Origin of the sequence: Mycobacterium shottsii, from assembly GCF_010728525.1 — a bacterium.
GTDB classification, from domain to species: Bacteria; Actinomycetota; Actinomycetes; order Mycobacteriales; family Mycobacteriaceae; genus Mycobacterium; species Mycobacterium marinum.
In genome coordinates this window covers 3240363-3253671 of the sequence record NZ_AP022572.1, presented here as the reverse complement: position 1 = coordinate 3253671, position 13309 = coordinate 3240363, and the positions used below count along the sequence as shown (strand labels likewise).

The 13309-nt window shown below is 66.0% G+C and carries 10 protein-coding genes and 2 pseudogenes; 4 read left to right on the top strand and 8 right to left on the bottom strand.

Going from position 1 to position 13309, the window contains the following annotated elements:
• Positions 1–13: 13 nt before the first annotated feature.
• From G6N41_RS15040 to ddaH, 4 genes are read right to left on the bottom strand one after another with little or no spacing between them, the layout of a single operon-like run.
• The gene (locus G6N41_RS15040; protein ID WP_198913233.1) at positions 14–886 is read right to left on the bottom strand and encodes a universal stress protein; all 873 of its coding nucleotides are present in this window, start codon (positions 884–886) and stop codon (positions 14–16) included.
• Positions 883–2352, bottom strand: coding sequence for an amino acid permease (locus G6N41_RS15035; RefSeq protein WP_036456284.1), 1470 nt, complete (start codon positions 2350–2352; stop codon positions 883–885). Before G6N41_RS15035 ends, G6N41_RS15040 begins: the two co-directional genes overlap by 4 nt.
• A gap of 29 nt (positions 2353–2381) precedes the next feature.
• Positions 2382–3626, bottom strand: coding sequence for an ornithine--oxo-acid transaminase (rocD, locus tag G6N41_RS15030; protein WP_198913232.1), 1245 nt, complete (start codon positions 3624–3626; stop codon positions 2382–2384).
• On the bottom strand, positions 3623–4498 hold the full coding sequence (gene ddaH / locus G6N41_RS15025; RefSeq protein ID WP_198913231.1) for a dimethylargininase: 876 nt from the start codon (positions 4496–4498) through the stop codon (positions 3623–3625). The genes rocD and ddaH overlap by 4 nt, the downstream gene beginning before the upstream one ends.
• 123 nt (positions 4499–4621) lie before the next feature.
• Between ddaH and G6N41_RS15020 the strand changes: the two genes are divergently transcribed.
• Positions 4622–5074: an Lrp/AsnC family transcriptional regulator gene (locus G6N41_RS15020; RefSeq protein WP_012395248.1), complete on the top strand. Its 453-nt coding sequence runs from the start codon at positions 4622–4624 to the stop codon at positions 5072–5074.
• Here G6N41_RS15020 and G6N41_RS15015 read toward each other — a convergent pair.
• Both G6N41_RS15015 and G6N41_RS15010 read right to left on the bottom strand, forming a co-directional pair.
• Positions 5071–5931 carry an energy-coupling factor transporter transmembrane component T family protein gene (locus G6N41_RS15015; RefSeq protein WP_036456282.1) on the bottom strand — a complete coding sequence of 287 codons (861 nt, stop codon included), beginning with the start codon at positions 5929–5931 and terminating at the stop codon, positions 5071–5073. The genes G6N41_RS15020 and G6N41_RS15015 overlap by 4 nt on opposite strands.
• Complete coding sequence (locus G6N41_RS15010) at positions 5928–8000, bottom strand: DUF2232 domain-containing protein (RefSeq protein ID WP_198913230.1); 2073 nt, start codon at positions 7998–8000, stop codon at positions 5928–5930. The genes G6N41_RS15015 and G6N41_RS15010 overlap by 4 nt, the downstream gene beginning before the upstream one ends.
• Positions 8001–8118: 118 nt before the next feature.
• On the opposite strand from G6N41_RS15010, the gene G6N41_RS15005 reads away from it, so the two are divergent.
• Both G6N41_RS15005 and G6N41_RS15000 read left to right on the top strand, forming a co-directional pair.
• Complete coding sequence (locus G6N41_RS15005; protein ID WP_012395250.1) at positions 8119–8595, top strand: MarR family winged helix-turn-helix transcriptional regulator; 477 nt, start codon at positions 8119–8121, stop codon at positions 8593–8595.
• A 151-nt stretch (positions 8596–8746) separates the two neighbouring features.
• Positions 8747–11269 carry an ATP-binding cassette domain-containing protein gene (locus G6N41_RS15000; protein WP_198913229.1) on the top strand — a complete coding sequence of 841 codons (2523 nt, stop codon included), beginning with the start codon at positions 8747–8749 and terminating at the stop codon, positions 11267–11269.
• On the opposite strand, the pseudogene G6N41_RS14995 reads toward G6N41_RS15000, so the two are convergent.
• Positions 11242–11409 (bottom strand): annotated as a pseudogene (locus tag G6N41_RS14995) (esterase-like activity of phytase family protein); the annotation flags it as partial. The gene G6N41_RS15000 and the pseudogene G6N41_RS14995 overlap by 28 nt on opposite strands.
• A 43-nt stretch (positions 11410–11452) precedes the next feature.
• Between G6N41_RS14995 and G6N41_RS14990 the strand changes: the two are divergent.
• Positions 11453–12324 (top strand): annotated as a pseudogene (locus G6N41_RS14990) (IS5 family transposase).
• Here G6N41_RS14990 and G6N41_RS14985 read toward each other — a convergent pair.
• The gene (locus tag G6N41_RS14985; RefSeq protein ID WP_231608496.1) at positions 12321–13235 is read right to left on the bottom strand and encodes an esterase-like activity of phytase family protein; all 915 of its coding nucleotides are present in this window, start codon (positions 13233–13235) and stop codon (positions 12321–12323) included. The pseudogene G6N41_RS14990 and the gene G6N41_RS14985 sit on opposite strands and share 4 nt — an antisense overlap.
• Positions 13236–13309 lie beyond the last annotated feature (74 nt).

Genomic DNA, 13309 nt, shown 5'->3' with positions numbered 1-13309 from the left:
GGCCGGTCTGAGACTAGCCGGGTAACACCAGCACCGGCACCGGACTGTGCCGAATGATCTTGCCGCTGTTGGAACCCAGGAAAACTCTGGCGATGTCACCGCGCGGTGAGGTGCCTACCGCCAGGATCTCGCCGTCTTCCCAGTCCGCCGCATCCAGCGCATGCTGCCAACCGTTGCCCGTGATCACCTCGAGCCCAGCGTCTTCCTCGACGACACCGTCCTTCTGCAGCATTTCCAGCATTCCGCGCGCTTGCTCGGCCCAAGCCTCCAATACCAGTGCCTCCGCATGCAGCCCCACCTCGGGTGGATACATGGTTCGGCCGCGGACCGCAAAGGTGATGACCCGCAGCGGAACCCCGTACTGCCTGGCCAGCTCGGCGCAGCGACGCACCACCTCGACCGAGTCGGTGGTCGCGGCGTAACCGCAGGTGATCCTGGTCAGCCGGTCGGTGCGGGAGTGGTACTGCCGGGGACTGATGGCCACCGGCACCGGCGAGGAATGCAACACCCAGTCGGCGGTCGAGCCGATCAGCACCCGGGCCCTTCGCCCGTTCGGAAAGGAACCCAGGATCAGCATCTCGGCATCGAGTTCCTCGACCACCTCGATCAATCCACCCGACACCGACCGGTGCTCACGATGGCAGTAACTGACCTCGACCCCGGTTGCCACGGTGCGCAGATACCGGTGCGCCTCCTTCTCCGAGTCTTCGGCGACCTGCCCGGCCCACTCCGAATAGTCGCCCTTGGCCAGCGGAGGCGTCAGCCACGGCTTGGTCAGGATGGTCGCCACCGTCAGCGAGGTGTCCAATGTCCGCGCGGCCCGAACGGCTAGATGCAACGCCGAGGGACCCAACCGGCCGGCCAGATAGCCGACGACGACGGTCACCGTTCCTCCCCGGTCGGATTGTCATGCAACGCGGGAGTATTGAGCCTACTGTGGTGCCGCCCCCAGAACAGGTAGAAAATTAGCGCGATCCCGACCCAACCGCCAAACGCGATCCAGGTGTACCAATGCAGGCTGTACAGTAGGTAGCCGCAGGCCAGTATCGAAAGGATCGGGGTCACGGGATAACCCGGGACCCAAAAGCCGCGCGGCAGGGCCGGCTCGCGCACCCGCAGGATGATCACACCGACCGACACCACGATGAACGCTGTCAGCGTGCCGATGGACACCATGTCGGCGAGCCGGTTCAGCGGCACCAGCGCCGCCAGCACTGCCGCCGCGATGGCCACGACCACCGTGTTGCTCACCGGAGTCTGGAAGCGCGGATGCACGGCCGCAAACCGGGCCGGAAGCAGACCATCGCGGCCCATCGCGAACAGAATCCGCGTCTGGCCGTACATCGTGACCAATGTGACGGTGAAAATCGAGATCACCGCACCCATCGCCAAAACGGTGCTGGCCCACACACTGTGCGTGACGTTGTCGAGAATCGTCGCCAGCCCGGCCTCCTCCTGGCCGGCGAACATCTGCCACGGCTGGGTTCCCAACGCGGCGAACGCAACCAGCACGTAGACCCCGGTGACCACGAACAGCGCGGCGATCAGCGCGCGTGGCACGCTCTGCTGCGGATTCCGCACCTCCTCACCGGCGGTAGACACCGCGTCGAGGCCGATGAACGAGAAGAAGATGGTGCCCGCGGCAGCGCCGACACCGGCAACACCGAAGGGAGCGAAGTCCTTCAAGTGGTTGGTGTCGTAGGCGGTGAGCGCAAGGATCACGAACATGCCCAGCACGCCGAGTTTGATCAACACCATGATCGCGTTGACCTTGGCCGATTCGCTGACTCCCCGAATCAACAGCAATGCGCAGAGTCCGATCAGGATGATCGCCGGCAGGTTTAGATAGCCGGCCGCTTCACCAGGCTGCTCATCCCAGGGCGCCTCGGACAACGCTTGGGGTAATTGGAATCCGAACACGTTGTGTAACAGCTTGTTTACATAGCCGCTCCAGCCCACCGCGACGGCGGCGGTGGCCACGCCGTATTCCAGCAGCAGGCATGACGCCACCCCCATGGCGACCGCCTCCCCCAGGGTGGCATACGCATACGAGTACGACGAACCGGAAACGGGCACCGCCGATGCCAGTTCGGCATAGCAGATGGCGGCAAGACCGGCCGCGACACCAGCGATGATGAACGAGACGATGACGGCGGGCCCCGCTTCGGGCACCGCCTCCGCCAGCACGAAGAAGATTCCGGTACCCACCGTCGAGCCGACCCCGAACATGGTTAGCTCGAAGGCGCCGAAACTCCGTTTTAGGCTGCCTGCCGCACCTTCTGCGACAGGGGCGCCGCCCACCGGGCGGCGCCGCAGCATCTGTTCTCTTAGCCTGATCGAAGTGGCCGGCAATTGCGCCTCCTGTTGCGGGGTCAGGCTGATTATGAGCCTGCTTCCCGCAATACCGCAGCGAACTGCCGAACGGCCCAGTCGATTTCCTGGGCAGTGATCACCAGCGGCGGCGCAAACCGCAGCGTGGAGCCGTGGGTGTCCTTGACCAACACGCAGCGGTCGGCGAGGCGCAAACTGATCTCCTTGCCGGTGGCCAACGCCGGGTCGACGTCGACACCGGCCCACAAGCCAAGGCCCCGCACCTCGAGCACACCCTCACCGATCAGCGCACCCAGCCGCGCGTGCAACCGGGCCCCCAACTCGGCCGAACGGGATTGGAAGTCACCGCGCTCCAGCATCGAGACCACCGTGGTACCGATCGCCGCGGCCAACGGGTTGCCGCCGAATGTCGAGCCGTGTTCGCCAGGATTGAGCACCCCGAGGACATCACGGTCGGCGACCACCGCCGACAGCGGAACCACCCCACCGCCAAGCGCCTTGCCCAGCAAGAACACATCGGGTACCACATCCCAATAGTCACAAGCGAAGGTGTAACCCGTGCGGCCCAGTCCGGACTGGATCTCGTCGGCGATCATCAGCACGTTGTGCTCCGAGCACAGCGCACGAACGTCGGGCAGATAGTCATCCGGAGGAACGACGATGCCCGCCTCCCCTTGGATCGGCTCGAGCAGCACCGCTACGGTGTTCTCATCGATCGCCCGCGCCAGTGCGGTGGAATCGCCGAACGGCACCGAACGAAAACCCGGCGTGAACGGCCCGAATCCACCACGGGCAACGGGATCGGACGAGAAACTCACAATGCTGATGGTGCGCCCATGAAAATTGTTGTCAGCCACGACGATGTTGGCCTGGCCCTCGGGAACGCCTTTGACGTCGGCTCCCCATTTGCGAGCAACCTTCAGGCCGCTCTCCACGGCCTCGGCACCCGAGTTCATCGGCAACACCATGTCTTTACCGCACAGCTCGGACAGCGCCGCGCAGAACGGCCCGAGGCGGTCGGAATGAAAAGCACGACTCACCAGCGTCACGGTGTCGAGTTGGGCATGCGCCGTTGCGATGATCTCGGGATTGCAGTGCCCGAAATTGACCGCGGAGTACGCAGACAGACAATCCAGGTAACGTCGGCCCTCGACATCGGTGATCCAGGCACCCTCGGCACTGGCCGCCACCACCGGCAGCGGCGAGTAATTGTGCGCGGCATGCTTTTCGACCAACGCAATCGCGTCGCCGGTTTCATCGACCTCCACCGAAACCGGAGCGTCGAGAATCGTCATGGATGTACCTCCAATGTGCAGCACTTCACGGAACCGCCGCCCTTGAGCAGCTCGGACAAATCGACGCCGATTGGCTCGAAACCGGCCTCACTAAGCTGCAGCGCAAAGCCTGTCGCCGCAGCGGGTATTACGACGTTGCACCCATCCGACACTGCATTGAGGCCGAAGGCGTAGGCGTCTGCACTGCTAACCAGGATCGCGTCGGGGAACAGCGCCTGCAGCTGGTCGCGTGCCGCCGCACTGAAGGCCGGCGGGTAATACGCGATGGTGTGGTCGTCCAGCACAGCCAGCACCGTATCCAGGTGATAGAAACGGGGATCGACGAGCTCGAGCGAGATCACCGGCATGCGCAGTGCGGCTGCGATTTCGGCGTGCGAGCGCGGATCGGTGCGAAAGCCATATCCCGCCAACACCATTTCGCCGACCCGCAGCAGGTCCCCTTGACCTTCGTTGACGTGCCGAGTCGACACCGGCCGATATCCCATGGCGGACATCCAGCGGGCGTAGGCCTTGGACTCACCGGCCCGCTCGGCGAACCGCAACTTGGCGACGATGGCGATGTCGTTGCCGATGAACCCGCCGTTGGCGGCGTACACCATGTCCGGCAGCCCGGGCTCGGGCTCGACCAACTCCACCTGGTGGCCCAGCCGCAGATAGGTCTGGCGCAGTTGCTCCCACTGTGCGAGCGCGACCCCCGCGTCAACCGGTGTCGTGGTGTCCATCCACGGGTTGATCGCATATTCGACCGCGAAAAACGATGGGGGGGTCATGGCATAGCGCCGCGGGCTGGCCGCCCGGGTGCGCTTACTGGACTCTTGCCGTGCCGGCGCGCCCGCCGGTGTGCCCGCCGCAGCGACATAGTAATCCGTCATGAAACAAAGATATTTGCCCTTTCTTGCACAATCAAACGATGATCATTGCGCGTCGACCATCAATATGTTGCGCTAGATTCCGATGTATAGCGATCTGCTGCGCGCCGAGACGAGAGGGGTGACATGGATCACCTGGACGACACCGACGACCGCATTCTGGTCGAGCTGACCGACCATGCCCGGGCCACTTTCGCCGAGATCGGACAGAAGGTGAATCTGTCCGCACCGGCGGTGAAACGCCGGGTCGACCGGATGATCGACAACGGCGTGATCAAGGGCTTCACCACCATCGTCGATCGCAACGCGCTCGGCTGGCATACCGAGGCTTATGTCCAGGTGTTCTGCCACGGCAGGATTGCGCCCGATCAGCTGCAGGCGGCGTGGATAGATATCCACGAGGTGGTCAGCGCGGCCACCGTGACCGGCACGTCGGATGCCATCCTGCACGTACTGGCCCGCGACATGGGCCACCTCGAGACCGCCCTCGAACGCATCAGATCGAGTGCCGACATCGAACGCAGCGAAAGCGTCGTCGTGCTGTCGAACCTGATCGACCGGATGAGGCCCCAACCCTAAGCGGCGTGCAGCATCGTCTCGATGACCACTGCCGCGCCGCTGGTGGCGGCCGTGATCGCCAGCGTCACCCAGTCCCCCAGTTTCGGCCGCGTGGGGTTCGCCGACAGCTGACCGGTGCCACCGCGCGCGGTGATCGCGTCGCCCATCTCGTCCGCGCGGCGCAACGTCACGGTGATCGCCGCCGCCAGCAGGTCGATCACTTCCATCCCGCGCCGCTGCCGGCGCGCCTTGCGCGTCACCGGCATCGGTCTGGGCCTCAGCCGGCGGGCAGCGTAGAGCACCTGAAATTCGTCGATGAGCATCGGAAAAGCGCGCAGCGCCAGCGCCAGAACTACCGCCCATTCGTCAACCGGGATCCGCAGCAGCCGCAGGGGCCGGCCCAGAGTCGCTACGGCGGGCCCGATTTCGGCGACATTGGTGGTCCAGGAAACCATCGCCCCCAACGCGAGCAGCACGATCGACAGCGCGGTGATCCGCAAGAAATTCAACGCTCCGCCCAGGCCGAGCTCGACGCCGCCGACCGAGACCATCGGATCACCGCCGGCCAACGCAGCCGTCAGCCCACCAAACGCGAGGACGACAAAAAGCCAGCGCGGCATCGATGGCACCGCACCGCGAGGAATGTGCGCGATCCAGGCCGCCACCAGCACCAGCGCCGCCATCAACCCGATGGTGACCCATCCCGGATAAAACGTCAGCAGCACCGAGATTGCGAATACCACCAGCAGCTTGGTGCCGGCCCACAGGTCGTGGATGGCAGACCCGCGCGGCACCGGCACCAGCAATACCACCGGCCGCGCGGCGCGCCGGGAGCCAGGTTCTGGGGTGGCCGAGGCGCTCGGCGACGGAACAGTCATGGCTTGCCCCCTGCCCCTGTTCGGCCCCCGAGTCCTCCGGCGGCGGTCGTCGAGACCGGTTCCATGACACCGTTGTTCAGATGCAACGTCCGCGGGCAAAGCTCATCCATGCCGGCGAAATCGTGCGAAATAACCACCACCGTCAGACCCTGTTCCCGGCGCAGGTCTTCCAGCAGGCGCAGCAACCCGCGCTGGCTGGTGGCGTCCAACCCGGCCAGCGGCTCATCAAGGATCAACGCCCGCGGCGAGCACGCCAGAAGTCCGGCCAGCACCACGCGGCGCATCTGCCCGCCACTGAGCTGATCAATGCTGCGTTTGGCCAGTGTGGTATCGAGCCCAACCACGCTCAGCGCCGCGGCCACCCGGTCCTCGTCGCGGGCCGAGAAGCCGGCCGCCGAAGCGACTTCCAGATCGACCCGGCTACGCATCAGCTGCAGGCGCGCCGCCTGGAACGACAACGCGACCGCACCCACCTGCTCGTGGGTGGGCCGACCATCCAGCAGGCAGGCGCCGTTGGCGGGGACGGTCAGCCCGGCCATCACCCAGGCCAGCGTCGACTTGCCAGAGCCGTTACCGCCATGGATCAGCACACCGTCGCCCTGCTCCACCACGAAGTTGAGATCGCGCAGCGCGGTCTTGGCCCACGGGGTGCCGATATTGTACTCGTGGCCGACGCCGATGAGTTCGAGCGCCGGCCGCTGCACTCCGACGCTCACCGCGACAGCCGGCGCGGGCACCGGCGCGGTCTCGACCATCTCGGCGTTATCCGGTGATTCGCTCAAGTCGACCGTGCGGTCGGCGGAATCGGCCTCGTTGTTGTAGTGCGTGATATGCACCAGGGCGGTGCGGTGCCGTTTCGTCAGACCGGACAGCACCCGCAGCAGCGCTTCGCGGCCTTGCTGGTCGACCATGGTGGTGACCTCATCGGCGATCAGTATCGCCGGCTCCCTGGCCAGCGCCGCCGCCAAGGCCAGTCGCTGCAGTTCACCGCCGGACAAACTGCCGGTCTCGCGTTCCGCGAGCCCCTCTAGGCCCACCTCCGCAAGTTGCTGGTCGACATCGATCTTGGTGCCCGGCGGCAGACCCCACACCACGTCGTCGGCCACCCGGGTACCCAGCACCTGACTTTCCGGATGCTGCAGGACCACCGCCGTGCCGCCGAGCTTGCCCAGACCCACCGCGCCCGGCCGCTCCACAGTGCCCAACGTCGGCTCTCGCCCCGCCAGGATCAGCATCAGCGTGGTCTTCCCGGAACCATTGGCCCCGGTGATCGCGATGTGTTCGCCGACGCGAACGTCGAGGCTGACCTCACGCAGCGCGTCTTGTCCGGCACCGGGATAGCGAAAGCGCACCTTGTCCAACCGCACCGGGACCGGCTCGATCGAGGTCGCTTCGCCGGCCACAGGCGCGTCCAACTTGTGCACATCGGGGATGCCGCGCATCCGCTCCAGCAAGCGCGACAGCGCCCACCACCCGATGAGCGAGACCACCATGATCGCGACGGTGAAGTAACCCAGCAGCACCCACGGCCAGTAATGCAGCCCCTCGGCGAAGTAGCGCTTCAGATCCTCGGCGGCGCCCTCCATGCCCATCCGCGCCATGAACGAGGAGAGCCCCTCCACGTTGGCGGTCATCACCTTGAAAATCAGGTGCCGCAACCGCGTCAGCGCCGCCAACATGCCAACCATGGCCGAGCCGAACACCAATCCGGCGATCAGGGACGAGACGATCACCGTCGGTGTGCCGCGCCCCTTGCGTTTCACGATTCCGGTCAGGCCACCGATGTAGGCGCTGTGCACCACCCCCATGAATCCGCCCAGTCCGGCGATCAGAAAAGCGATCACCCCCGCAGCGACCGTGGCCGCAACCAGCACCCGCAAGCGGTAACGGTAGGCCAGCAATCCGGTGGGGACGGTGCCCAGCAACGCCAGTCCGGCGGCAAACGGAACGACGACAGAAATGATCGCGGTCACCGCGCACAGCGCGGCCATCACCGAGGCCTGCGCCAATTCGCCCGGTCGGAGCGGCCCTCCTCGGTGGGGCGGCGCAAGCGGGGCTGACGCGGTCATTTCATCGATTCTGCCAGCCTCGGGCCGGCGGGGCGCCGCAGCACACCGCCATACGCTGGTTTGATGTGATGGCACCCACGATTGGCGGCACTTAGCAAAGCTATGAAACGATAGGAACATGACCTCATCAGCCACAGCCAACCAAGCCCAGGTTGCGCACGGCCTTGGAGCGGATCTGCTGGCCGTCGTCGCGCGGCTGAATCGGCTGGCAACGCAGCGCATCCAGATGCCGCTGCCCTCCGCTCAGGCACGGCTGCTCGCGACCATCGAGGCCCAGGGCGAAGCCCGCATCGGCGACCTGGCCGCCGTCGACCACTGCTCTCAGCCCACGATGACCACTCAGGTGCGTCGGCTCGAAGACGCCGGAATGGTGACCCGAACCGTCGACCCGGGCGACGCCCGCGCCGTCCGGATTCGTATTACGCCAGAGGGAATGCGCACATTGAGCGCGGTGCGAACCGACCGGGCCGCCGCTATCGAACCGCAGCTGGCCCGGCTCGAGCCGTCGGACCGCCAGGTGCTCGCGGATGCGGTCGAGGTGCTGCGCCGCCTGCTGGACAATGCGGCCGCCACGCCAGGCCGCAACACCCTCTGACCGACGCGGTGCATCCTGGATGGATAGACCCGTCCAGCGGGTACACACTTAGTTCCAGACCGGTTGGCCGGGAAGCTGGACGCGATCGGTGACGGAAGGTGGCGGGCATGCGGACCGAGGCATCTTGATACCGAACGGTTTCCCTCTGACCGTGTGGCTCGGATCGATGCGCTACGTCTTTACTCCGGGCCGCGACGCATTGGTGGGTTACGGCGACAAGTTCGATATCCGCCTGGATGGCCCGGCCCCCTTTGACACCTTTGACCGGCCAACCCCGGAACTGGCACTGCGATTCGCGGGCAATCGTTGGGTGGCCATCGATCAAAGCCGCAACGGCATGTTCGTTGACGGAGCGCGGTTGGCGACCGTCGACATCCGTGACGGCCTCACGATCACCGTCGGCGATCCCCACCATGGAACGCCGCTGCGCTTCCAGGTCACCGCTGCCGCCGGAGCGCGATCGGTACCTGCCGATCCGCCACGAGGCCCGGGGCATCCGCCGCCGCGTCCCGCCCGGGCCGAGCCCGCCCCGCCGCAGCCCGTCCCCCCGAGTAAACCGACGGAGTCGGTCACCCAGCAACTTCCCACCGCATCGGCGACCCAACGAATCGCCACGCCACCGCCGGCACCGTCGACGTTCGAGGGGGCGACCCGGCCAATCCGGTTGGCACCGCCGGGCGCACCCGCGGCCCCTCCCCCGATGCCACCGCACCCACCAGCACCGCCATCACCACCGCGTCCGCCATCACAGTCCTCTCCGACGCCGCCGACCCCCGAGTTACCCGCGGCGTCGGCACCAGCTGCGTCCGAGGGCGCGGAACAGCCCAAGAGCCGGGGCCTGGTGGAGCGGATGATCGACGCCACCCGCAAGCTGCTGCCCGGCCGTGCCGAAACCGACTCCGCCTCCGACTCCGACTCCGGTTCCAGCACCGGCACCGGCACCGGCACCGGCGAGTTGCCGTCGACCAACCGATTGCCGCTCAAGCCCGGCGCACGCACGATCGGCGTGGCGGCATATCAATTGGGGCTCACCGTCGACGGGCACGAGCTGATCTCGGACGTCTCATTCACGACGCGCCCAGGCTCTTTGATCGCCGTGGTCGGCCCGTCGCGAGCCCGTAACTCCAGCCTGGCCGGGCTACTGGCCCGCACCCGACCGCTCAGCGACGGTGTCCTGACCGTCGATGGTCACGACGTCGCGGCCGAACCGGAATCGATGCGGTCGCGCATTGGGGTGGTAACGCGGGACAACCGGGTACACCCGCGGCTGACCGTCGAACAGGCGCTGAGTTATGCCGCCAGGATGCGGCTGCCACCAGACACCTCGGCCGACAATCGCCGGCGCGTGGTGAACCAGGTTCTCGACGAAGTCGAGTTGACCGCGCAACGCGCCACCCGGGTGGCCAAACTGACACCCGACGAGCGACGGTGCGCGGCGATGGCAATCGAGCTCATCACCCGACCGTCGTTGCTGGTGGTCGACGAACCGAGCGCCGGGCTGAACCCGGCGCAGGAGATGCATGTGCTGGCCATGCTGCGCCGCCAGGCCGATCTCGGGTGCGTCGTCGTGGTCACATCCATGCCGCTGGCCCACCTGAACATGTGTGACCAGGTGCTGCTGCTTACCCCGGCCGGGACCTTGGCGTTCGCCGGGCCTCCCGTCCAGATCGAATCGACGATGGGCACCGCCAGCTGGCCGGATATCTTCGCGCGCGTCAGTGCCGATCCGCAGGCCGCGCATCAATCGTTTCAGAACCGGCTACGCGCGTCGGTGTCACCGACACCACCGTCGGTGCTCGAACCCGAACGGCGCCCCGCCGAACTCACCTTCGGCGCGCAAGTCCGCCTGATACTTCGCCGCCAGGTGCGGGTTTTCCTCGCCAGCCGGCTGTACTTGGTTTTCCTGGCGCTGCTGCCATTTGCGTTGGGTGCCCTGACGTTACTGATTCCCGGCAATTCCGGCTTGGATAGACCGCCCCCGGGCAGCGGCAACCCCCACGAAGCCGTCGAGATCCTGGCGGCCCTCAACTTCGCCGCGGTGCTCATGGGCACCGCCCTGACCGTTCGCGATCTGGTCAGCGAGCGCCAGATTTTCCGCCGTGAACAGGCCGTTGGGCTATCAGCTTCGGCCTACCTGATCGGGAAGATCATCATGTTCGGCCTGGTCGCGGCCGTTCAGGCCGCGATCCTCACCGCCATCGTTCTGCTCATCAAAGGCCAGCCGGTGCACGGCGCGGCGCTGCTCCCCAACCCCGGTGTCGAGATCTATGCCAGCGTGGCGGCCACGACCATCGTGTCCGCCATCATCGGGCTGACGCTCTCGACGTTGGGCAGTTCGCTGCGCGAGGTCTTGCCGCTGTTGGTACCGGTGATCCTGGCGTCCTTACTATTTGCCGGCGGCCTGGTGCCGCTGGTGGGAACCTGGGGATTCGACCAGATCGCGTGGTTTATCGCCGCCCACTGGGGATTTGCGGCGACCGCATCCACGGTTGATCTGCACCGCGTCGACGTGCTTGCCACCCACAATGAAGTGTGCGCGCACTATGCGGGCTGGTGGGCCTTCGACATCGGCATGCTGGTCACCTTCGGTGTCGTGGGAGCCGGACTTGCCCGCTACCGGCTACGGGCTCCCGGCGTCCCGGCAGATCACGGCATCGCCCACAGCAGGAGTTGAGTGACCTTGGCGGGTGAGAAGTCGTTGTCACTCACCAGCACCACCGATTGACGGCCGTCCGCCAATTTCGGTCCCAGCGTGATTCCTTCGATGTTGTTCAGCGGTGACAATGCCGCGGCCGCCGCCGTGCCGGCTAGGGCGTGTCTGCTTAATGTGAATGGTGTTTTGGCTGATGCTGTTTGGGTGATGCGGACGCATGCGATTTCTGATGATTTGTGGTCGCTGATCGTGGCGGTGTTGCCTGCGGGGCGGCGGCGTGGCCGGCCGTGGAACGATCATCGACGTACTCTGGAGGGCATTATCTGGCGTTACCGTACGTGATCTCCGTGGTGTGACCTGCCCGAGCACTTCGGTCCCTGGCAATCGGTGGCCGAGAGGCATCTACGCTGGTCGGTCGATGGCATCTACGCGCGGATCTTCGCGGCGATCGCCTCTGACCTCGACGCCGAGGACGCCGACCTGGGCGCACTGTTGTCGGTCGATTCGACCAGTGTGCGCGCCCACCAACACGCAGCCGGAGCGCCCCGGGCGCCGCACAGGGGGATCTGTCGAATTACAAGAAATATCTCGATGAGCCCGATGACCACGCCATTGGGCGTTCCCGCGGCGGGCTGACTACCAAGATCCACGCCTTGACCGACCAGCTGTGCAGTCCGGTCACCCTGGCACTGTCGGCCGGTCAAGCCGGTGATAATCCGATGCTTTGGCCACTGCTGGCCGCCCGGCGCAGCAACTCATACGCCCCGTATCGCCTGCTGGCGGACAAGGCGTACTCCCATGACTCGACGCGGGCACAGCTGCGCCGGCTCAAGATCGCCCATACCATCCCCGAGCGCAGCGACCAGATCACCCGCCGCAAAGCCAAAGGCCGCAACAGAGGACGGCCTCCGGGGTTCTCAGGCCGAATCTACAAGCACCGCAACACCGTCGAGCGAAGCTTCAACCGGCTCAAACACTGGCGCGCGGTCGCCACCCGCTACGACAAATACGCCCTGACCTACCTCGGCGGTGTCACCCTGGCCGCCATCATCACCTACCACCGCGTCCGCAATTAGCAGACAGGACCTAGGGCGGGCAGGTCGGCGGCCAGCGTCTTGCGCATCGGGGTCAACGGCGTCCCGTGAATCGTTGGCATGGACAGCACGTCCGTCGCGGCACCGATCTCGGCGCGGAAGATGCGGATGACCGGAGGCACCGTCGCCGTTCGTTCCACCACCAAGAACGTCGTATCCGACAGGGCGACCAGATCTGAGACGCCGTTGCGGACCGCGGGCGATGCAGCCGGCTCCATGGGGTAGGCGTACTGGGCGGTGGGCGCGGCCGTCTCCACGTCGAATTTGGTGAAACGCGTCAGCACTTGGCGGCCGGTGTTGGCCGGCGGCTCGTCCTGCAAACCCGGTTCTTCCATCGCGGCGTACAGCGACCGACCGTCGGGTGTCAGCGCCAGACCCTCGAGCGCCTGATTGTTGCGCGGCCCGCTGCGTTGGGCGGACACCGCCAGATTCGGCGGCAAGGTGAACTGTCCCAGATATCGGCCGTCCAGATCCGCTATCCGGATCCACGGGTCCAACAGCCCCGATTGCCGATCGGTGAGTCGCTCACCTTCGGAGCTCCAATACAGTCGCCGCCGGGCGGTGTCCACGGCGATGCCTTCCGGGTCAGGGGAAATCACCGGTGGCGTGCTGCTGCGATTCAGCGGCCCGAACGGCTTACCGTCGCGATCCAGCAAGGAATACGCGCCGGTGACGGTGATGTCGCTGATGCCGATGTCCGACAGCGCCAGCCGCATTGTGAAGAACCGGCCGGGTCCCCGGTCGGAACGATCATCGCTGATCACGTAGTAGACCTGACGGTCGGCGTCGTAACTGATGCCCGAGAGTCCGCCGATCACGGCGCCATCGACGCTGGCTCCGAACGGGATCTGCGCCTGGCCGAGATAGCTCAGCAACGCAGCTGGGGTGTGCACCCCGCCCCGCTGATGTGTCGGGGCGCAACCGAAGACCGCGGGGCACAACACGCACCCCACTAGCAAGCAGGCCA